This is a genomic window from Anaeromyxobacter sp. K (assembly GCF_000020805.1).
Classification (GTDB): Bacteria; Myxococcota; Myxococcia; order Myxococcales; family Anaeromyxobacteraceae; genus Anaeromyxobacter; species Anaeromyxobacter dehalogenans.
The window spans coordinates 2666909-2687017 of sequence record NC_011145.1 but is presented as its reverse complement, the minus strand read 5'-3'; the positions used below and the strand labels follow the sequence as shown (position 1 = coordinate 2687017).

The following is a 20109-nucleotide window of genomic DNA, read 5'->3' as shown; positions in this document are numbered from 1 at the left end:
ACTATGAGTCCAAGCCTTGGATCCTCGCGCGTCGGAGGAGCCATGCCGGATCAGGTCCGTCACCCCGAGGAGATCCACCGCTCCGAGGCAGCGTTCTTCGACGCGCAGGCGGCGACGCTCGAGCGCGCCGCGTGGCGGCTCGACCCGGCCGTGGTGGCGCGGTACCGCCGGCCCGCTCGCTTCTGGTTCAACAAGGAGTACCGGTTCCGGCGGCTCGGCGAGGTGCGCGGGCTGCGCATCCTCGACGTGGGGTGCGGGCTCGGGGACAACGCCATCCTGCTCGCGTCGCACGGGGCGCGCGTCACGGCCGTGGACCTCTCCGCCCGGTCCATCGAGCTGGCGCGGCGGCGGGCCGCGCAGGCCGGCCTGGCCGAGCCGCCCGAGTTCGTGTGCGCGCCCCTGGAGCGCGCCGGCCTGCCCGACGGGGCGTTCGACGTGATCTGGGGCGACGGCGTCCTGCACCACGTGCTGCACGACCTGGACGGCGTGCTGGAGCGGCTGGCCCGGGCGGCCCGGCGGGATGCGCGCTTCCTGTTCTCCGAGCCGGTCGATCGCGTCCCCGGCCTGCGGCGGCTCCGGCTCCTGCTGCCGGTGCCGCCGGACGGCACGCCCGACGAGCGGCCCCTGCGCGAGGCGGAGCTGCGGCGGATCCGGCGCTGGGTGCCCGACCTGCGCGTGCGCCCGTTCTCGTTCGCCGGGCGGCTGAACCGGTTCCTGCTGCCCGGCGGCGCCTACGAGTCGGCGGGCACGCTGCGCCGCGCCGCGGTCGACGGCCTCTGCCTCGCCGACTGGATCACGCTGGCCGTGCCGGGCCTCGCGCGGCTGGGAGGGATGGCGGTGCTGGAGGGGCACCTGCGAGACGCCGCCGCGGCGCCGCGGCGCGCGCCCGCAGGCGAGGGGCAGCTCCGGGCCGACGCAGGCGCCTCCGGCTAGCGGCTCGTCGTCGCGAGCAGCGGCCGCGCCGGCTGCCGCGGCGGCTCGGCCCGCGCCGCCGGCCGCGCGCCCGTGCCGTCCAGCCGGAACACCGCCACGAGCGCCTGCAGCGCCTCGGCCTGCGTGCTCAGTTCCTCGGCGGTCGAGGCGAGCTCCTCGGAGGCCGACGCGTTCCGCTGCGCGACGTCGTCCACGCGCCGCATCGCGCCGTTGATCTGGGCGACGCCCGCCGCCTGTTCCTGGCCGGCCGCGGCGACGGTCTGCACCAGCGCGGCGGTGCGCTGGATGGTGGGGACGAGCGCGTTCAGCAGCTCGCCGCTGCGGGCGGCGCTCTCCATCGAGCGCGAGGCGAGGCCACCGATCTCCGCCGAGGCCGTCTGGCTGCGCACCGCGAGCTTCCGGACCTCGGCCGCCACCACCGCGAAGCCGCGCCCCTGCTCGCCGGCGCGCGCCGCCTCGATGGCGGCGTTCAGGGCGAGCAGGTTGGTCTGGTAGGCGATCTCCTCCACGATCCCGATCCGCTCGACGATGGCGCGCATCGCCTCGACCGCCTCCGCGGCGGCGCGGCCGCAGGCCTCCGCGTCCACCGCGCCGGCGGCCGCGATGCGCTCCGCCTCCTGGCCGTTGCGCGAGTTGGTGTCGATGGACGCGCTCATCTCCTCCAGGCTGGCCGTGGTCTCCTCCACCGAGGCGGACTGCTCGCCGGTGCCCTGCGAGAGCGCCTGCGAGGTGGCGGACACCTGGCCGGCGGCGGACGCGAGCGCGTCGGCGCCGCTGCGGACCTCGCCCAGCACCCCCGCCAGGCGCTCGGTCATGCCGCGCATCGCGTCCTCCAGCGTCGCGATCTCGTCGCGCCCGTGCGGCGCGACGCGCGCGGTGAGGTCGCCGTCGGCGATCCGCGACGCGACGCCCACCGCGCCCGCCAGCGGCTGCACGATGCTCCGCGCGATCACGAACGCCACCCCGGCGGCGAGGAGCAGCGCGAACGCCGTGATGCCGGCGATGCCGAGGCGGGCGACGCGGGTCCGCTCCGCCTCCTGCTCCACCGTCTCGACCATGTAGCGCTTCTCCAGCGCCACCAGGTCCATCCAGCCCTGGCGGTAGGCCTCGAGCCGCGGCATCAGCTCGCGCTGGAAGAGCGCCGCCGCCTCCTCGCGCCGCCCGTCCGCGAACGCCTTCGCGACCTCGTCGCGCGTCGCCTGGTAGGGCCCGCGCAGCTCACCCACGCGGCGGTACAGGTCGCGCTCCTCCGGCGTGGTGAGCGCGCCCTCGAGCCAGGCGATCGCGGCCGAGCAGTCGCGCTTGTTCTTCGCGAGGATCGCGCGCAGCCCGTCCATCTGCGCCGGCGTGTAGATCCCGGCGAACAGGAACTGCTGCCAGCTCGCGCGCGTGCTCGACTCGGTGGTCTGCACGCAGACGCCCGCCCGCTCGACCAGCTCGTAGCGCTGGCTCACCAGCCGCTCCAGCGCCCGCGACTGGACCTCCATGCGCGACACGCCCATGGCGCCCACCGCGACCGCCGTGGCGATGAGCCCGGCGAAGGCGGCGGTGAGCCGCGTGGAGATCTTCCAGTTGCGAACCATGGCGGGCGGCTCCTGCGGCGCGCGACGGGAGCCGCGCGTGCTGCGATGGGGGGGCGAAGGTTTCGCGCAGAAGGGGCGAGGAGGGGAGGCGGTATTCCGCCGCGGCGCGCCGATCCCGCGTCGCGCCACCCAGGGGGCCGGGCCCACCCGCCGCACGGAGCGTGCGGTGCGCGCGCCACCCCGGCGGCGGTCTGCGCGGACCGCGGCGGCGCTGCGCGATCGGTCATCCTCCGCGTGCCGCCGTCACCGTCGCCGGCCGGGCGGCTCAGGGCGCGTGAATCCATCCCCGGTCCGAGCCAGGCGGTCGAGACGCGAGCAGCGCGAGGCGCGACGACCGAGCATGCCCGTCGGCATGTGAGGGAGGAGCAACGACGCGATGCGACGCGGATCGGCCGCCGCGGCGACGGGAGGGGGTTGTTTCACGTGCTCTCAGCGCTGCCTGGCGCGCTCGCGGCCCTTGCCCGTGTCGTGGCAGGTGCCGTCGCTCCACTGGTGCCCCGGCGGGCACTTCCTGGCGGAAGCCGCGGGCTGCACCGCCTGGACGGAGCGGCGCTGAACCGGGAGGTGCACGGCGCAGCCGGTTCCAAGGGCGGTGAGGGCGAGGACGGCGAGGAGGTTCTTCACGGAGGGCTCCACTGCGGGTGCGGAAGACGGGGCAGTGTAGCGAGCGCTGACTGTGCTCGAAAGGGCGGCGCCATCCGACATCCGCCCGCCGCGGCTCGTCCCGTTCGCGGCCGGCCTCGCCCGGCCCGGGCGACGTGCCGGGGCCGCGGAGCGCGGGTATACGAAGGCCACCATGTACTTCGCGCTCCTGTACGAGACGGTCCCCGACTACGTCCAGCGCCGGGCGGCGTTCCGCGCCGAGCACCTCGCGCTCGCCCAGCAGGCCCGGCAGGAGGGACGGCTCCTCCTGGCCGGCGCCTTCGACCCGCCCGACGGCGCGCTCCTCGTGTTCAAGGCCGCGAGCGCGGAGGAGGTCGAGGCGTTCGCGCGCGCCGATCCGTACGTGCGGAACGGCCTGGTCACGTCCTGGCGCGTCCGGCCGTGGACCGTGGTGGTCGGCGGGGAGGGGTAGCGAGCCGGGTGAGCCGCCGTCCGGCCCGGGGGCTCCCCCCGGCGGCCCGGCGTCGTGCTCCCGCCGGCGCCGGGGTTGTGGTAAGCCCTGGCGTTCGCAAGGCCGGCCCCGTAGCTCAGGTGGATAGAGCGGCGGTTTCCTAAACCGTAGGCCGTGGGTTCGAGTCCCGCCGGGGCCACTTCCTTACTGCGCGATTGGCCTCCCGATTTCCTGGGCGGCCGTGCGCGGCTCCCCCGCGCCTCCTCCACAGTCTCGCGAGCCGCGTTCCACCGTCAGCCGTCCCCGCCACCCGCGCCCTTCGTCCGCTCGATCGCGACGTCCACCTCCGCGAGGATCCGCCGCGCGTGCGAGAGGAAGACCTCGCCGGCGGGGAGGAGCCGCATGCCGCGCGGCGTCCGCTCGAACAGGCGCGTCCCGAGCTCGTCCTCGAGCGCGAGGATGTGTCGCGAGAGGGGCGGCTGCGTGAGGTGAAGCTTGCGGGCGGCGCGGCCGACGTGGCCCTCCTCCGCGACCGCGACGAAGGACTGGATGTACGTGAGGCTCACGGGCGGAACCTACCTGAACGGCGCTCCGCGTGTCAGGTCCCCGCGCCGGCGGCCGGGCCTCGGAGGGCGGGCAGGCCGCGAGCGGCCTCCCCGATACCGAGACAGCATTGGATCGCCGCTGCGCCCCGCTGGCAGGTTGCAGGGATGGGCATTCCGCTCCTGGGTGAACCGGCGGTCGAACGGATGCGGCAGGCGGGGAAGGCCGCCGCGGCGACGCTGGCGCACGTCGGCGCGCGGCTCGCCGCGGGGATCAGCACCGCGGACATCGATCGCTGGGTGCGCGAGGACACGGCGCGCCGGGGCGGCACGCCGAGCCAGCTCGGCTTCCACGGCTTCCCCGCGGCGGTCTGCACGAGCCGGAACGAGGTCGTGTGTCACGGCATCCCGCGCGCCGACGAGCGGCTGCGTCCCGGCGACATCGTCAACGTGGACGTCACCACGCGCCTGGACGGCTTCCACGGCGACACCTCGGCCACGTTCTGCATCGGCGACGTCTCCGCCGACGCGCGCCACGTCGTGGACGTCGCCCGCCGCTGCCGGGACGCCGGCATCGCGGTGGTGCGGCACGGCGTCCGGCTCGGGGACGTCGGGGCGGCCATCGAGGAGGTCGCGCGCGCGGAGGGCTGCAGCGTGGTGCGCGACTACGGCGGGCACGGCATCGGCAAGGCGATGCACGGCCCGCCGACCGTGATGCACGTCGGTCCCAGGGGCCAGGGCGTGAGGCTGACGGCGGGGATGGCCATCACCATCGAGCCGATGGTGAACCTCGGCCGGCCGGAGGTGAGGCTGCTGGCCGACGGGTGGACCGTGGTCACCGCGGACGGCAGCCTCTCGGCGCAGTTCGAGCACACGGTGGTGGTGACGCGCGACGGCTGCGAGGTGATGACGGGGTGAGCCCGCGCCGGCGTGCGCAGGATCCCCTCTCGCGGGGAGGCGTCGCCACACCAAGCGGTGAGACCGGGGGGCCGATCGTCGCCCTGGCAGCGCGCCGGCGCCGGAAGCACGCGGGACGCACCCCGGAATACACCCGTCCTGGCCCCCGGTTCGCTAGAGTTCAACTCGCGCCGGTACCGGGGGGTACTCGATGAGCACGCAGCGCACGGTCGGTTCCGCATCGCTGACCGATCTCCTGTTCGACGAGGCAGCGGTCGGGCTCTGCCTGGTGGCGCCGGACGGCACGATCGTCCGCGTCAACGCGCCCTGGCTCCGCTCGACCGGGTTCCAGCACGAGCAGGTCCTGGGCGAGCACATCGTGAGCCTGTTCCCCGGCACCCGGGACATGGCGCTCGCGATGCACGCCCGCGCCCGCGCAGGCCACCGCGTCGAGGTCCCGCGTCACGCACAGACCGTGAACGGGCGCGAGACGTGGTGGGAGGGGAGCATCGCGCCGGTCGCGATGGAGGGCGGGACGGGGCTGCTCATCACCGCGCGCGAGGTGAGGTCGGGGGCGGGCGAGCAGCCCGCGGGCTGCGCCTCCTGCACGGAGATCGTGGACCGGCTCCTGGCCTGCGTGCCGGAGGGCATCACCATCGCCACCGGACCGGAGGTGGTCACGATCGCGAACAGCCGCTACGCGGAGGAGCGGCTGCTCGGGAGCTGGAACCGGAGCGTCGGCCTCTCCATGGAGCAGTGGCTCGCCCGCGTCGAGCACTACCTCCCGGACGGGAAGACGCCGGCCGCGGTCGAGGATCTCCCGCTCTGGCGCGCGACCCGGCGCGGCGAGTCGGTGCGAGACGCGGAGCTGGTCGTGCGGCGGCCCGACGGCACGCGCATGTCCGTCACCTGCAACGCCGAGCCGGTCCGGGACGCCGCCGGCGACGTGGTGGGCGGCATCGTGGCCTGGCGCGACGTCACCGAGCAGCGGCGGCAGCAGGCGGCGCTGCGCACCACCGAGGAGCGCTTCCGGCTGCTCGCGGAGGCGATGCCACAGATCGTGTGCGTCCTCGCGCCCGACGGCGCGGTCGAGCTGGTCAACCGTGCGTGGACCGCCTTCTCGGGCCTGGACGTGGCCGCGACGGCCCGCACCGGGTGGGAGCGCGTCCTGCACCCGGACGACGTGCAGGCGGCGCGCGAGTGCCGGCACCTCGCGCTGAAGCGTCTCGAGCCCCAGGACGTGGAGCTCCGGTACCGCGCCGCGGACGGGACGTACCGCTGGTTCCTCTCGCGCCTCGCGCCGGTGGTGGAGGGCGGCCGCGTGGTGCGGTTCATCGGCGCGGGCATGGACATCGAGCGGCGCAAGCGCGCCGAGGCGGAGCTGCGCGACGCGAACGCGAAGCTGGTCGAGGCCGACCGGCGGAAGGACGAGTTCCTTGGGATGCTCAGCCACGAGCTGCGCAACCCGCTCGCGCCCATCCGCAACTCGAGCTTCATCCTGCGGCACGCGACGCCCGGGAGCGACGCGGCGAGCCGCGCGCAGCAGGTCATCGAGCGGCAGACGGGGCACCTGACGCACCTGGTGGACGACCTGCTCGACGTGACGCGCATCTCGCGCGGCAAGATCGAGCTGCGGCGCTCGGCCGTGGATCTGCGCGAGGTGGTCCTCCGCGCCGCGGAGGACTTCCGGCTCCCGCTGGACGATCGCGGCGTCTCGTTCCGCGCGTCGGTCCCCGAGGCGCCGGTCCGGGCGCTCGTCGATGCGACGCGGATCACGCAGGTGGTCGGCAACCTGCTCACGAACGCGGCGAAGTTCACCCGGCGCGGGGACGAGGTGATGGTGTCGCTCACGGTCGAGGGGGGCGAGGCCGCGATCCGCGTGAGGGACACCGGGGCCGGGATCGACCCGGCCATCGCGTCGTCGATCTTCCAGCCGTTCGTCCAGGGAGAGCGGACGCTGGCGCGGAGCGAGGGAGGGCTCGGCCTCGGGCTGGCGCTCGTGCGGGGGATCGCCGAGCTGCACGGCGGCGCTGCCTCGGTGACGAGCGAGGGGAAGGGCAGGGGCGCCGAGTTCCTCGTCCGGCTCCCGCTCGGGCAGGGCCAGCCGTCGGCGCCCGCGGACGGGCGCAGCGCCGGGACGGCGCGGAGCGGCCGCAGGGTGCTGGTGGTGGACGACAACGTGGACGCCGCCGAGACGCTCGCCGAGATCGTCACCCTGCTCGGCCACACCGCCGAGATCGCGTTCGACGGCCCGGGCGCGCTCGACAAGGTGCGCTCCGGCCGGCCCGACGTGGTGCTGTGCGACCTGGGCCTGCCGGGCATGAGCGGCTACGACGTCGCGGCGGCGATCCGGGCCATGGCGGGCGAGCGCGTGCAGCTCGTGGCGGTCTCCGGGTACGCGCAGCCCGAGGACGTGAAGCGGGCGATGGACGCCGGGTTCGACGCGCACGTCGCCAAGCCCGCGGATCTGACCTTCCTGGAGGCGCTCCTGGCGTGAGGGGCGCCGGTCGGCCCCCGGTGACGGCGGCTCGGACCGGGGCTCGTCCGCGTGGCCGTCCCCGCGGACGAGGCTGGGCGCGCGCGAGGGCCCGTCGCAGGATGGCGGGAACGCGGGAGGCTCGCCTTGTACGCTCCGGAATCGGTGCCCTCTCCAGCGCTCGGCGACGGTCGAGGCGCGGCCGAGGTCGTGCTCGAGTCGCACTTCCTCCTGCGCGCGGTGTTCGAGGAGGCCCCCGTCGGCATCGGGATGCTCGACCCGGGCTTCCGGTTCGTGCGCGTGAACCCGAAGCTCGCTGCGCTCAACGGGATCCCCGCCGAGGCACACCTCGGCAGGACACCGCGCGAGCTGTTCCCGGCGCTCCCGATCGACGACCTGGAGGCGATCTGGCGCCGGTTGCTGGACACCGGGAAGCCGGTGCTCGGCTACGAATTCTGCGGCGAGACGCCGGCGGCGCCGGGCAAGACCCGGTGGTGGCGGGAGGACTGGTTCCCGGTCGTCGCGCACGAGCGCGTGGTCGGCCTCGCCTTCGTGGTCGTCGAGGTGACCGAGGAGAAGCGCGCCGGGGAGCTGCAGCGTCTCCTCGTGGGGATCGTGGGCCACGACCTGCGGAACCCGCTGGCGGTGATCACGACCAGCGCCCGGCTGCTGCTCGCGGGCGGGCTCGGCGCGCGCGAGGCGGGCGCGGTCCGGCGCATCGACCGGGCAGCGCGGCGCATCGCAGCGCTAGCTCGCGACCTCCTCGACTACACGTGCATGAGGGGAGGAGGCAGCCTCGGCGTGATCCCTCGGCCCGGGGCCGACCTGTCCCGGATCGTGGAGGCCGCCGCCGAGGAGACCCGGGTCGCCTACCCGGGCGCGGTCCTCGAGCTCAGCGCGGGTCCCGACGTGCAGGGCGAGTGGGACGAGGACCGGCTGGCCCAGCTCGTCGGCAACCTGCTGTCGAACGCGGCCAAGTACGGCGCGCCCGGCGAGCCCGTGGTGGCGCGCGTGTACGCCGACGGCCGCGAGGTGGTCCTGGAGGTCCACAACGGCGGCGCTCCCATCCCGGTCGACCGGCTCCCGCGCGTGTTCGACGGCCTCTCGCAGTGGACCGACGAGCGGACGCGGCAGGGCGGCGTCGGCCTCGGGCTGTTCATCTGCCGCGAGATCGTGCGCGCGCACGGGGGCACCATCGAGATCGCCTCGACCGAGGCCGACGGGACCACCGTGCGGGTGCGGCTGCCGAGGGGCGCGCCCGAGCCCGACGTCGGTCTCGCGCGGCCTCCCGGCGCCGGCTGACGCGGTCAGCGCTCGCTGCGGCGGACCGCTGCGCCCGCTCGGGCGCCGGCGAGCACGAGGTCCACGAGCTGCTCGATGTACGCGAGCGTCGGCTGCTCGCGGCGCAGGAACACGTGGAACTGGAGCGTGGCGTAGATCGGCTCGATGACCAGCTCGGGATCGGTTTCGGGCGGGAGCTCGCCCCGGACGATGCCCCGCTCGACCGCGGCGACGATGGGCTGGTTCGCGCGCTCCGTGACGAGGCGTCCCAGGGCCCGCAGCTCCGGGTCGTCCAGCACGTCCATGTTCGCGCGCATGAGGCCGGCGGCGCGCTCGCGCCCCCGCGTGTCCTCGAGGAGGCGCACGCGCGCGACCTCGACCAGGTCGCCGCGCACCGTGCCGGTGTCGCGCGCCTTCGGGAACACGTCCACGAGCCGCAGGAGCGCGGCGCGGACCAGGTCCGCCTTCGTGGGCCAGCGTCGGTAGACGGTGGTCTTCGAGACGCCGGCGCGCTCGGCGACCGCGTCGAAGGTCATCCGGGCGTAGCCGGCGCGCGCGAGCAGGTCGAGCGCCGCGTCCAGCACGTCGTTCACGACGCGTGCGCTCCGGCCACCGGTCCGGCGGCGCGGCTCGCTGGAAGAGGGGCGGGCGCGGTCCATGGCGTCCCATCTGTAACAGGGTTGCGTTAGGTCGGCAACAAAGGCGACCCCTGGCTGCTTCCGGCGCGGCAGAAAACACCAGATAAATAAGTCAGTTAACAACTAACGCAACTTTCCAGTTGCGTTTAGAACGCGGAACGAGCAGCGTAACGCCACTTCAAGTTGCGTTAGCCCGCCGGACCCGCTCGGCCCGGCACCCCGAGGCCCCCGATGATGCTCCAGACCCGACGCTTCCTCCTGCTCGCTCCCACCCTCGCCGCCGCCACGCTCCTCGGCTGCTCGCGCGGCGACGCCGCGGCGCTGCCCAGCGCGACGGGCGAGCAGACCGCCCTGGCGGTGCGGGCCGAGCGCCCCCGCGAGCGCCTGGAGGGCGAGACGGCGCGCGCCACCGGCGAGCTGCGCGCGAAGCTGCAGGCGACCGTCTCGGCCAAGGTCTCCGGGACCGTCCTCCGCGTCCGCGCGCAGGTGGGCGATCGCGTCCGCAAGGGCGACCCCATCGTCGAGCTCGATCCGGCGACCATCGCCATCCAGCTCGACCAGGCCCGCGCCGCGCGCAAGATGGCGCTCGCGGTCCGCGACAACGCCCGCGCCGATCTCGCCCGCACCGAGCAGCTCGCGCAGGCGGACGCCACGGCGCCGGCCGTCCTCGACAAGGTGCGCGCGGGCGCGCAGCAGGCGGAGGCGTCGCTCGAGCAGGCGGACGCGCAGGTGCGCCTCCTCGAGCAGAACCTCCGCGACCTGGTGGTGCGCGCGCCGTTCGACGGCGTCGTCACGGCCCGCCCGAGGAACGTCGGCGACTACCTCGTGACCATGCCGCCGACCCCCGTCGCGACCGTGGTGGGGTCGGACACGCTGGAGGTGCGGCTCTCGGTGCCGGAGGGGCTGGTGGATCCCCTGAAGCCGGGCGCCGCGCTGCGCGGGCGGAGCATCCCGGGCGGCGCGCCGTTCGAGGCCAGGGTGACGAGCGTGGGCGCGACGGTGGACCCGCAGACGCGGTCGGTCGAGGTGCTCGCCGACGTGCGTCCGGCCGCGGGCGCGAGCGCCGGCGCGCTGCGCTCGGGCGGGCTCGCCGAGGTGGACCTGGGCGGCTCGTCGGCGGCGCAGGGGCCGTTCGTGCCGGCGCAGGCGGTGGTGCGCGAGGGCGCGCGCCGCTTCGTCTGGGTGGCGGAGGGCGGGGTGGCGCGGCGGCGCGAGGTGCAGGCCGAGCCGGTGACGCCGCAGTGGACGCGCGTGCGCGCCGGCGTGGCCGCGGGCGACGCGGTGGTGGTCGAGGGCGTGACGGGGCTGACCGACGGCGCCCGCGTCGCGGTCGCGCAGTAGCGGGAGCGAGCCATGGACGCGATCAAGACCTTCATCACCCGGCCGGTGTTCACCGCGATGCTGGTGCTCGCGGTGGTGGTGTTCGGCCTCAACGCCTACCCGAAGATCGGCGTGGACCAGCTCCCGGACGTCGACGTCCCGCTGGTCACGGTCACGACCGTGCTCCCGGGTGCCGACCCCGAGTCGATCGAGCGCGACGTGAGCGATCCGCTGGAGGAGGCGCTGAACGGCCTCGCCGGCCTGGAGAGCATGCGCTCGGTGAACGTCGAGTCGGTCTCGCAGGTCATCCTGCAGTTCTCGCTGGAGACGCAGGTGGACGTCGCCGCGCAGGACGTCCGCGATCGCGTCCAGGCGACGCTCTCGAAGCTCCCGGACGACGCCGATCAGCCCATCGTGGAGAAGCTCGACGTCGGCGCCGCGCCCATCCTGACGCTGGCGCTCTCCGGCCCGGTGCCGCCCGAGGAGCTGACGCGGCTCGCCGACGACGTCCTGAAGCCGGCGCTCCAGCGGCAGGGCGGGGTCGGCTCGGTCGAGGTGGTGGGCGGGCGCGAGCGCGAGATCCGGATCGTGGTGGATCCGGCACGGCTCCGGACGTTCGGCGTGGCGGCCTCGGAGGTCGCCCAGGCGGTCCGCGGCGGGAGCGTGGACGTGCCGGCCGGCCGCGCCGAGGATCCGCGCGCCGAGGTGGTGGTGAAGGTGAGCGGGGAGGCGCGCTCGGTGGACGAGCTCCGCGACCTGGTGGTCGCCACCCCGGGCGGCGCGCCGGTGCGGCTCCGCGACGTCGCCGACGTGGTGGACGGGCCCGCCGAGGCGCGCTCGGCGGCGACCGACGACGGGCGGCAGGCGGTGGCGCTGGTGGTGAAGAAGCAGTCCGGCGCGAACACCGTGCAGGTGGCGGAGCGCGTCACGGCCGCGCTGGCGGGGATGCAGCAGCTGCTCCCGGAGGACGCCCAGCTCCGGGTCGTCCGCGACAACTCCAAGTTCATCCGCGCCTCCATCGACGGGGTCAAGGAGGACCTCGTCCTGGGCGGCCTGCTGGCGGTCGCCATCGTGCTCGTGTTCCTCCGGAGCTGGCGGTCGACCATCGTGTCCGCGCTCGCGCTGCCGACCTCGGTCATCGGCACGTTCGCGGCGATGCACGCGCTCGGCTACACCTTCAACGTCATCACGATGCTCGCGCTGACGCTGTCGATCGGCCTGCTCATCGACGACGCCATCGTGGTCATCGAGAACATCAGCCGCCACGCCGAGGACGGCACGCCGCCGGCGAGGGCGGCGCACGCCGGCACCAAGGAGATCGCGCTGGCGGTGCTGGCGGTGACGCTCGCCATCCTGGCCGTGTTCGTCCCGGTGGCGTTCATGGAGGGCATCGTCGGCCGCTTCTTCTCGGCGTTCGGCATGACCGTCGCGGTGGCGGTCGGCATCTCCTACCTCGTCTCGATGACGCTCACCCCCATGGCCTCGGCCTACGTGCTCCGCGCGCACGGCGAGCCGGGACGGATCTCCCGCGCCATCGAGCGGGCCCTCGCGGCCGTCGAGCGCTTCTACCGGCGCGTGCTGGGGTGGGCGCTCGACCACGTCCCCGCCACGCTCGCGATCGCCGTGGCGCTGCTGGTCGCGACGGTGGGCCTGGGCCGGTTCCTCCAGTTCACGTTCATCCCGGCGCAGGACATGAGCGAGGTGAAGGTGACGCTCGAGCTCCCGGCCGGCACGCCGCTCGAGCGCACCGCGCGCGAGCTGGAGGCGCTGCGCGCGCAGCTCGCCGCCGTGCCGGGCGTCACGCACGTGTTCACCACCGCCGGCGGCGGCGTCCAGGAGGAGGTGCACAAGGGCGAGCTGACCGTCACCGTGGTGCCGATCGCGGAGCGCTCGTACTCCCAGGAGGACCTGAAGGCCTGGCTGCGCGGCGGGCTTCGCCGCCCGGCCGACGCGCAGGTGGCGGTGCAGGACATCGCTATGCTGGCGGGCAGCGGCTCGCGGCCGCAGCCGGTGCAGTTCAACGTCCGCGGCCAGGACTGGGCGGAGGTCGTCGCGGCGGCCGAGAAGGTCCGCGCGCACATGGGCGCGAGCCCCCTGTTCTCCGACGTGGACTCCACCTACCGCCCCGGCAAGCCGCAGGTGACGGTCCGGATCGATCGCGAGCGGGCCGCGTCGCTCGGCATCCCCGCGGCGACGCTCGGCGCCTCCGTCCGCGCCTACCTCGCCGGCGACGACTTCGCCGAGTTCCGTCAGGGCACCGACAGCTACGACATCCGGCTCAAGCTCCCGGCCGACGCTCGCGGCGCCGACCGGCTGGGAGAGCTCACGGTGCGGTCCGCGGCGGGCCAGCTGGTGGAGCTCCGGAACGTGGCGACCCTGGTGGAGGAGCCGACGCTGTCCCAGATCGACCGCCAGGAGCAGCTGCGGCAGGTCACGCTGCTCGCGGACCTGCCGCGGGGCGCCAGCCTCGGCGCGGCCATGCAGGATCTCGCGGCGTTCGCGGCGAAGGAGCTGCCGCCCACCGTCATCACCGACTTCGAGGGGCAGGGGAAGGAGCTGGGCAAGACCGCCGGCGCGTTCGTGCAGGCGCTGCTGCTGGGCGTCGTGCTCGTCTACATGATCCTCGCGGCCCAGTTCGGGAGCCTGCTCGACCCGTTCACCATCATGCTCTCGCTGCCGTTCGCGGTGATCGGCGCGCTCGGCGCGCTGCTCGCGACCGGGCAGTTCATGTCCATCTTCGCGCTCATCGGCATGATCATGCTGATGGGGCTGGTGACGAAGAACGGCATCCTGCTGGTCGAGTTCGCGAACCAGCTCCGGGAGCGCGGGCGCTCCGCGCGCGACGCGCTCCTCGAGGCCGGCCCCATCCGCCTCCGCCCGATCCTCATGACGACCGTCGCCATGATCGCCGGCATGGTGCCGGTGGCGCTGGCCCGCGGCGACGGCGCCGAGATGCGCGTGCCCATGGCCATCGCGATCATCGGCGGCCTCGTCACCTCCACCCTCCTCACGCTCGTCGTGGTGCCGGTGTTCTACCAGCTCCTGGACCGCCTGAAGCGGCGGCGGCGCGTCGAGCTGCTCGAGTCGCCGCCCGAGGTGGAGCGGCCCACCGGGACCTGATCCCCCAGCTCACAGGAGCGCCACATGATCCGCACCACCGTCCTCGCGGCCCTGGCCGCGATCCCGCTCGCCGTCCGCGCCGAGGCGCCGCTCACGCTCGCCGCGGCGCTCGTGGAGGCCGAGCGCGCCAGCCCCGACCTCGTCGCCGCCCGCGCGCGGCTCGACCAGGCGCGCGCCGCGTCCGACCGCGTCCGCGCCGGCTACCTGCCGCAGGTGAAGGCCGGCGCCACGTACACCCGCAACTCCGAGGAGGCGAAGCTGGAGCTGCCGGTCGGCTACACGGTCCGCGACGTGGGCACGCCGACCTCGGGGGCGGGCCTGCCCGGCGCCCCGACCTCGTACGCCGTCGTCCCGTCGCAGGTGGTGGGCGCGACGATCCAGGCGCGGGATCAGCTCGGCGCGCAGCTCGAGCTCACCCAGGCCATCCTCGCCCCGCAGCTCTGGTTCGCGATCGACGCGGCCGGGGCGAGCGCGCGCGCCTCGGCCGAGCAGGCGGAGGCGGCGCGCCGGGAGCTCCGGTTCGGCGTCGCGCAGGCGTTCTACGCCGCCGCCGCGGCGGAGCAGGCGGTGCAGGTCCAGGAGCGGCAGCTCTCGGTGGCGAGCCTGCACGAGCGCGACGCGCAGGTGCAGGTGCAGGCCGGCACGGCCGCGCGCATCGCGCTGCTGCGGGCGCAGATCGACCGGGCCCGGGCCGAGGAGGATCTCGTCCGCGCGCGCAACGCGCTCGCCGGCGCGAAGAGCACGCTCGCGGCGCTGCTCGGGCGCGGCGAGGCCACGGACTTCCCGCTGGCCCCGCCGCCCGCGCCGGAGCTGCCCGGCGACCTCTCGCCGCTCGAGGACGAGGCGGTGCGCCTGCGGCCGGAGCTGCGGGCCGCCGGCGCCGCCGTCGAGGCGGCGACGGCCTCGCGGCGGGCGGAGACCGCGCGGTACCTGCCCACGCTCGGCGCCTTCGGCCAGGCGCGCTGGTCGAGCGTCGCCGGCTTCACCGGCAAGGAGGAGAGCTGGGCGGCGGGGCTGTCGCTGCAGTGGGAGCTGTTCGACGGCGGCGCCCGCGAGGCGGGCCGGCGCGAGGCGGGCGCGCGGCTCGTCGAGGCGGAGGCCGCCCGCGCCTCGCTGGCGCTGCAGGCCCGCGACGAGGTGCGCCGCGCGCGCCTGGATCTCGCCTCGGCCCGCGCGAACCGGGCCAAGGCGGAGGAGCAGGTGGCGCTCGCCCGCGAGAACCAGCGCCTGGTGGAGGTCGCGTTCCGCGCCGGCCAGGCGACGTCCCTCGAGGCCACCGACGCGAACGTGGCGCTCGCCACCGCCGAGCTCGGCGCCGTGAACGAGGGGCTCGCCGCGGATCTCGCGGCGCTGCGGCTCCTGCGCGCGGCGGGGCTGTACGGGGGGTAGGGGGCGCGGCGCCGGCTGGGGGAAGGTCGATGCGACACGCGACGCTGGTCGAGGCGGAGGGCGCGGGGGGCCGGGACGAGGCCGACCTGGTCGCGGCGTCCGCGCCGATGCGCCGGCTCGTCGCCGAGGTGGCGCGGGTCGCGCCCCGCGACGTCACGGTGCTGCTCCGCGGCGAGACGGGCACCGGCAAGGAGCGGGTCGCATCCCTCCTCCACGCCCGGAGCCGGCGCGCCGCGGGGCCGCTCGTCCGCTGCAACTGTGCGGCGATCCCGGCGGCGCTCGCCGAGGCGGAGCTGTTCGGGGCGGCGCGCGGCGCGTACACCGGGGCGGTCGAGGCGCGCCGGGGGTTCTTCTCGGCGGCGGACGGCGGGACGCTGGTGCTCGACGAGATCGGCGAGCTCCCGCACGCGCTCCAGCCGAAGCTCCTGCGCGCGTTGCAGGAGGGCGAGCTCCAGCCGGTGGGCGCCGGGCGGATCGAGCGGGTGGACGTGCGGGTGGTGGCGTGCACGAACCGCGACCTTGCGGCGGAGGTGCGCGCCGGCCGCTTCCGCGAGGACCTCTACTACCGGCTCGCGGTGGTGGAGCTGGTCGTGCCCCCGCTCCGCGATCGCCGCGAGGACGTGCCCGCGCTCGCGGCGGTGCTCGCGCGCCGCCTCGGCGCGCGGTTCGGCGTGGCCCCGGTGCGCCTCTCGCCCGCGCTCGTCGAGCGGCTGGCGGCCGCGGACTGGCCCGGCAACGTCCGCCAGCTCGAGAACGCGATCGCGCGGATGATCGCGCTCGCTCCCGGCCCCGTGCTCGGGCCGGAGGCGTTCGCGGCCGCGCAGCCGCGCGGAGCGGGCGCCCCGTCGCGCGACGCCGTGCCCACCGCGCAAGGCGTGCCCACGCCCGCCGGGGCGACGCTCCGGGAGCGGCTGGACCGGCTCGAGCGCCAGGTGATCGCCGAGACGCTCGCGGCCGCCGGCGGGAACCAGTCGGAGGCGGCCCGCCGGCTCGGCCTCGCCCGCACCGTGCTCATCGACCGCCTGAAGAAGTACGGCCTCCTGTGACCGGGTGAGCCACGTCGAGCAGCGCGTGGAGGGCCCGACGCGAGCAGCCCCTGTCCCCCGCCGACGTGGCGGGTGCGGACACCCATCCCGCATGTCCGCTGGAGCGAGCCCGCGGACCCACCGTATGCCTCCGGCTCCACAGGAGGTGGGTTCGCGTGATCGTGAGAAGGACGTGGCTGCTCGGTGCGCTCGTCGTGGCCCTGGCGGCGTGCAAGGGATCCTCGGGCGAGGACGGGACGGCGGGGCAGGCGGGGCAGGCGGGGCTGCAGGGGCCACAGGGGCCGGAGGGCCCCGCGGGTCCGGCCGGGCCGCCGGGGCCCGCGGGCGAGGCCGGGCCGATCGGTCCCGCAGGCGCGCCCGGTCCGGCGGGCGCGACCGGCCCGGCTGGCGCGACCGGTCCTGCGGGCCCGGTCGGCGCGCCGGGACCGATGGGGCCGGCCGGCTTGCAGGGGCCGCAGGGGCCCGAGGGACCTCCGGGGCCGGACGCGCGCTTCGGGGAGCCCGGCTACGCGGTCGATGGGCGCGGCCGCGAGTGCACCCTCGGTGAGGTGTGGCTCGTCGCCGGCTCCGTCGCGGGCGCGACGCCGGCGCGCGGGCAGCTGCTGTCGATCAGCTCGAACACCGCGCTGTTCTCGCTGCTCGGGACGCTGTACGGCGGCGACGGCAGGACCACGTTCGCGCTGCCCGACCTCAGCCAGGCGGCCCCGAACGGCCTCACCTACGTCATCTGCACCCAGGGCATCTTCCCGGCGCGCCTCTGATCCCGCGGCGCCGCCGCTCGACATCGTCCGGAATCGCGCGCCCGGCCGCCCGGCCGGCGCGCGCGCCTCCCCGCGCGGATCCTCGCCCCGCCCGGCGCGTTTCGGGTTACGTTGCGCCCGCTCGCTCGTCGGACACGGTGGAGGCTTGTGAGGATGGAGGAGAAGCTCGCGTCGCTCGCGCCCGGGCGCCTGGCCGTCATCATCGAGGAGGGCCTGCGGGGGCACCACGTGCTCTTCGAGCCCGACCAGATCCGCGCCGCGTACGCGGTGCCGGACGAGCCGGTGACGCGCGAGGAGGCCGACGCGCTCGGCGAGGCGCTGCTCACCATCTGCCGCGACCCGCTCCCGGTGGCCCGCGGCGCGGTGGGCACGCTCGACGAGGGCACCCGCCTCGCGCTCATCCGCCTCTACTTCCGCCTCCTCGATCGCGCCGGCGAGGAGCTGCGCAGGATGCACTGATGCGGCCGCCCGCCGCCCTCGAGCAGGCGCGCTTCCCCGAGGCGATCCTGGACGTGCTCCGCCGCCTCTCGGCCGCCGGGCACCGCTCCTGGCTGGTCGGCGGGGCGGTCCGCGACCTGCTCCTGCACCGCCCCCGCGCCGCCACCGACTTCGACGTCGCCACGCCGGCCACGCCGCGGCAGGTCATGGCGCTGTTCCGGCGCGTCATCCCCACCGGCATCGACCACGGCACCGTCACCGTGCTGGTGGGCGACGAGAAGGTCGAGGTCACCACGTTCCGCGGGGAGGGCGACTACGTGGACGGCCGCCGCCCGGCCTCGGTGACGTTCCTGGCCGAGCTCGAGGCGGACCTGGCCCGGCGCGACTTCACCATGAACGCGATGGCGTACGATCCGCTCCAGGCGGACTTCCGCGATCCGTTCGACGGCCGCGTGGACATGAGCCGCCGGCGCATCCGGGCGGTCGGCGAGCCGGCCGCGCGCTTCGGCGAGGACGGCCTCCGCGCCATGCGCGCCGTCCGCTTCGCGGCGCAGCTCGGCTACCGCCTGGACCCTGCCACCCGCGCCGCCATCCCCGGCGCGCTCGAGGTGGTCCGCAAGGTGAGCGTGGAGCGGGTCGCCGAGGAGCTGTCGCGGCTCGTGCTCGCCGCGCATGCCGGGTCCGCGCTGCTGCTGCTCCGCCGCACCGGGCTCCTCGGGGTGGTGCTGCCCGCCATCGCCGCGCTCCCGCTCGCCGCGTACCGGCACGCGGTCGCGGTGGTCCGTCACGCCCCCGCCGAGCCGGCGCTGCGGCTCGCGGCGCTGCTGCACGGGGTTGGCCCCGAGGAGGCGTCGAAGATCGTGTTCGGCCTGCGGCTCCCCCGCCGCCTGTCCGACGAGGTCGGGACCCTCGTCCGGGCGTACGCCTGCCCGGCGGCGCGCCACCCGGCCGCGCTGCCGGACGCGCCGGCGGACATCCGGCGGTGGCTCGCGCGCACGGGCCCGCAGCGCGTGCCGGCGGTGTTCGAGCTGGTGTCGGCGGAGCTCCGCACGCTCTCGCCCGCGCGCCGCGCCGCGGTCGCGCCGGAGGTCTCGCGGGCGCGGGCGGCCATCGACGCCGAGCTCGCTGCGGCGCCGCCGCTCGCCACCGGCGACCTCGCCCTGGATGGGCGTGCGGTGATGTCGCTGCTGGGTGAGGGGCCCGGTCCCCACGTCGGCGAGGCGCTCCACCACCTGCTCGACCGGGTGCTGGAGGATCCCGCGCAGAACACGCGCGAGGCGCTCGCGGCCGAGCTGCGCCGATGGTGGGCCGGTCGGACCGGGGCCTTATAATTCAGGCGGGGTTTCGCGATGCCGCGGGTGCTGCTCATCGAGGAGGACGGGCCGCGCCGCGACCGGGCGCGAGCCCTGCTCGAGGCCGAGGGGTTCGCGGTGGACGCGACCGGCTCCGGCCTCGACGCCATCTCCCGAGCGCTCTCGCTCCCGCCCGACGTGATCGTCGCAGACCTGCGCCTCCCGGATCTCGAGGGGCACGCGCTCGCGGCGCGGCTGAAGCGCGAGCGGTCGCTGCAGGCGGTGCCGTTCGTGGCGCTGGGCGAGACGCAGGAGGATCACGACCTCGCGCTCGCGGCCGGCGCCGACGGCTTCGCCTCGCGCGAGCCGGACGCGCGCCTGGGCGAGGAGGTGCGCGCGTTCCTCGGGGGCAAGCGCGAGCGGCTCAGCGAGGACGGCGAGCGCGCCGGGCTGCGGGCGTTCTCGGGGACGCTGGCGGCGCAGCTCGAGTCGGCCGTCGCGGGCGAGCGCCGCGCCGCCGAGCGGCTGATCGAGGTGGACCGGCTGAAGAGCGCGTTCATGCACAACCTGGCGCACGAGCTCTCCACGCCGCTCACGCCGCTCGCCGGGTACCTGCGCATCCTCCAGTCCGACAAGCTCGGCCCGCTGCAGCCGCAGCAGCGCCGCATCGTGGAGGCGATGCTCGGCTCGGTGGCGCGGCTGAGCCGCATCGTGGACAACCTGTCCGACTTCGCCAGCCTGCAGGCGGGGCGCGCGCCCATCGTCGAGCAACCGGTGGTGCCGGACCAGCTCGCCGACGACGTGGTGGCCGAGCACCGGCCCGCGATCCGCGACGCGCGGCTGCACGTGGCGGTGTCGCACGCGGGCGGCGGGGCGGTGCTCGCCGACGCGCGCAAGCTCCGGCAGGCGCTCTCCAACATCGTGTCGAACGCGGTGAAGTTCTCGCCGCACGGCGGCGAGGTGCTGGTGGAGGTCGGGCGCGAGCCGGGGCGGCTGCGCTTCACCGTCTACGACCAGGGCCCGGGCATCGGCGCGGCCGAGCTGGAGCAGGTGTTCGAGCCGCTGCACCACGCGGCGGCGCGGGCGGGGGAGGAGGCCCGGCTGCCGGGCTCCGGCCTGGGGCTGCCGGTGGCGCGGCGCATCGCCGAGGCCCACGGCGGGCGGGTGTGGGTGGAGAGCCCGCCGCGCACCCAGCCGGCGAGCGTGGCCCGCCACTTCACCGGCTGCAAGTTCGTGCTGGAGATCCCGGTCCGCCCGGCCGACCAGCCCCCCGCGGATCCGGCGGCGCCGCCCAGCGCCTCGCTCGGTTGATCCGCGCCGCCGGCGGCGGTACACCCCC

General features: G+C 75.7%; 16 protein-coding genes, 1 tRNA gene and 1 pseudogene. 14 read left to right on the top strand and 4 right to left on the bottom strand.

All coding sequences use genetic code 11. The features are described 5' to 3' along the window. Positions 1-42: 42 nt before the first annotated feature. Positions 43-933 carry a bifunctional 2-polyprenyl-6-hydroxyphenol methylase/3-demethylubiquinol 3-O-methyltransferase UbiG gene (locus ANAEK_RS12075; RefSeq protein WP_012526416.1) on the top strand — a complete coding sequence of 297 codons (891 nt, stop codon included), beginning with the start codon at positions 43-45 and terminating at the stop codon, positions 931-933. Here ANAEK_RS12075 and ANAEK_RS12070 read toward each other — a convergent pair. Both ANAEK_RS12070 and ANAEK_RS12065 read right to left on the bottom strand, forming a co-directional pair. After that, positions 930-2516 carry a methyl-accepting chemotaxis protein gene (locus tag ANAEK_RS12070; protein WP_012526415.1) on the bottom strand — a complete coding sequence of 529 codons (1587 nt, stop codon included), beginning with the start codon at positions 2514-2516 and terminating at the stop codon, positions 930-932. The genes ANAEK_RS12075 and ANAEK_RS12070 overlap by 4 nt on opposite strands. A 429-nt stretch (positions 2517-2945) precedes the next feature. After that, the gene (locus ANAEK_RS12065; protein WP_012526414.1) at positions 2946-3140 is read right to left on the bottom strand and encodes a hypothetical protein; all 195 of its coding nucleotides are present in this window, start codon (positions 3138-3140) and stop codon (positions 2946-2948) included. Between the two features lie 172 nt (positions 3141-3312). On the opposite strand from ANAEK_RS12065, the gene ANAEK_RS12060 reads away from it, so the two are divergent. Continuing rightward, positions 3313-3591, top strand: a complete 279-nt coding sequence (locus ANAEK_RS12060; protein WP_012526413.1) for a YciI-like protein — start codon at positions 3313-3315, stop codon at positions 3589-3591. A 104-nt stretch (positions 3592-3695) separates the two neighbouring features. Next, positions 3696-3769: transfer RNA gene (locus tag ANAEK_RS12055), tRNA-Arg, on the top strand. A gap of 94 nt (positions 3770-3863) precedes the next feature. On the opposite strand, the gene ANAEK_RS12050 is transcribed toward ANAEK_RS12055, so the two are convergent. Further along, positions 3864-4136: a LysR family transcriptional regulator gene (locus tag ANAEK_RS12050; protein WP_012526412.1), complete on the bottom strand. Its 273-nt coding sequence runs from the start codon at positions 4134-4136 to the stop codon at positions 3864-3866. Positions 4137-4280: 144 nt separating this feature from the next. On the opposite strand from ANAEK_RS12050, the gene map reads away from it, so the two are divergent. From map to ANAEK_RS12035, 3 genes are all read left to right on the top strand, one after another. Further along, entirely contained in the window at positions 4281-5030 is a 750-nt protein-coding gene (gene map / locus ANAEK_RS12045; protein WP_012526411.1) for a type I methionyl aminopeptidase, read from the top strand. A gap of 190 nt (positions 5031-5220) precedes the next feature. Then, entirely contained in the window at positions 5221-7506 is a 2286-nt protein-coding gene (locus tag ANAEK_RS12040) for a PAS domain S-box protein (RefSeq protein ID WP_012526410.1), read from the top strand. A gap of 144 nt (positions 7507-7650) precedes the next feature. Continuing rightward, positions 7651-8787 (top strand): PAS domain-containing sensor histidine kinase, encoded by a 1137-nt coding sequence (locus tag ANAEK_RS12035; RefSeq protein WP_232288198.1) that lies wholly within the window; start codon positions 7651-7653, stop codon positions 8785-8787. 5 nt (positions 8788-8792) lie between these two features. Here the strand turns inward: ANAEK_RS12035 and ANAEK_RS12030 are convergent, their stop codons facing one another. Continuing rightward, the gene (locus ANAEK_RS12030; RefSeq protein ID WP_012526408.1) at positions 8793-9359 is read right to left on the bottom strand and encodes a TetR/AcrR family transcriptional regulator; all 567 of its coding nucleotides are present in this window, start codon (positions 9357-9359) and stop codon (positions 8793-8795) included. Between the two features lie 276 nt (positions 9360-9635). Here ANAEK_RS12030 and ANAEK_RS12025 point away from each other — a divergent pair, with 276 nt between their 5' ends. From ANAEK_RS12025 to ANAEK_RS11990, 8 genes and pseudogenes are all read left to right on the top strand, one after another. Further along, on the top strand, positions 9636-10745 hold the full coding sequence (locus ANAEK_RS12025; RefSeq protein ID WP_012526407.1) for an efflux RND transporter periplasmic adaptor subunit: 1110 nt from the start codon (positions 9636-9638) through the stop codon (positions 10743-10745). A gap of 12 nt (positions 10746-10757) precedes the next feature. Further along, positions 10758-13844, top strand: a complete 3087-nt coding sequence (locus tag ANAEK_RS12020) for an efflux RND transporter permease subunit (RefSeq protein WP_012526406.1) — start codon at positions 10758-10760, stop codon at positions 13842-13844. A 24-nt stretch (positions 13845-13868) separates the two neighbouring features. Then, positions 13869-15233, top strand: coding sequence for a TolC family protein (locus tag ANAEK_RS12015; protein ID WP_012526405.1), 1365 nt, complete (start codon positions 13869-13871; stop codon positions 15231-15233). A 107-nt stretch (positions 15234-15340) separates the two neighbouring features. Then, a pseudogene (locus ANAEK_RS12010) lies at positions 15341-16279 on the top strand (sigma 54-interacting transcriptional regulator); the annotation flags it as partial. A 548-nt stretch (positions 16280-16827) separates the two neighbouring features. Further along, a complete protein-coding gene (locus ANAEK_RS23340; protein ID WP_232288197.1) occupies positions 16828-17040 on the top strand; it encodes a phage tail protein in 213 nt (70 codons plus the stop codon). 153 nt (positions 17041-17193) lie between these two features. Further along, positions 17194-17499, top strand: coding sequence for a hypothetical protein (locus ANAEK_RS12000; RefSeq protein ID WP_012526402.1), 306 nt, complete (start codon positions 17194-17196; stop codon positions 17497-17499). Beyond that, on the top strand, positions 17499-18809 hold the full coding sequence (locus ANAEK_RS11995) for a CCA tRNA nucleotidyltransferase (protein ID WP_012526401.1): 1311 nt from the start codon (positions 17499-17501) through the stop codon (positions 18807-18809). The genes ANAEK_RS12000 and ANAEK_RS11995 overlap by 1 nt, the downstream gene beginning before the upstream one ends. 18 nt (positions 18810-18827) lie before the next feature. Continuing rightward, a complete protein-coding gene (locus tag ANAEK_RS11990) occupies positions 18828-20081 on the top strand; it encodes a hybrid sensor histidine kinase/response regulator (RefSeq protein WP_012526400.1) in 1254 nt (417 codons plus the stop codon). Positions 20082-20109 lie beyond the last annotated feature (28 nt).

Coding starts and splice junctions, on each gene's coding strand:
- ANAEK_RS12075 (WP_012526416.1), top strand. CDS start 43: ATGCCGGATCAGGTCCGTCACCCCGAGGAGATCCACCGCTCCGAGGCA.
- ANAEK_RS12020 (WP_012526406.1), top strand. CDS start 10,758: ATGGACGCGATCAAGACCTTCATCACCCGGCCGGTGTTCACCGCGATG.
- ANAEK_RS12015 (WP_012526405.1), top strand. CDS start 13,869: ATGATCCGCACCACCGTCCTCGCGGCCCTGGCCGCGATCCCGCTCGCC.
- ANAEK_RS11990 (WP_012526400.1), top strand. CDS start 18,828: ATGCCGCGGGTGCTGCTCATCGAGGAGGACGGGCCGCGCCGCGACCGG.
- ANAEK_RS12000 (WP_012526402.1), top strand. CDS start 17,194: ATGGAGGAGAAGCTCGCGTCGCTCGCGCCCGGGCGCCTGGCCGTCATC.
- ANAEK_RS11995 (WP_012526401.1), top strand. CDS start 17,499: ATGCGGCCGCCCGCCGCCCTCGAGCAGGCGCGCTTCCCCGAGGCGATC.
- ANAEK_RS12040 (WP_012526410.1), top strand. CDS start 5,221: ATGAGCACGCAGCGCACGGTCGGTTCCGCATCGCTGACCGATCTCCTG.
- ANAEK_RS12025 (WP_012526407.1), top strand. CDS start 9,636: ATGATGCTCCAGACCCGACGCTTCCTCCTGCTCGCTCCCACCCTCGCC.
- ANAEK_RS12070 (WP_012526415.1), bottom strand. CDS start 2,516: ATGGTTCGCAACTGGAAGATCTCCACGCGGCTCACCGCCGCCTTCGCC.
- map (WP_012526411.1), top strand. CDS start 4,281: ATGGGCATTCCGCTCCTGGGTGAACCGGCGGTCGAACGGATGCGGCAG.
- ANAEK_RS12060 (WP_012526413.1), top strand. CDS start 3,313: ATGTACTTCGCGCTCCTGTACGAGACGGTCCCCGACTACGTCCAGCGC.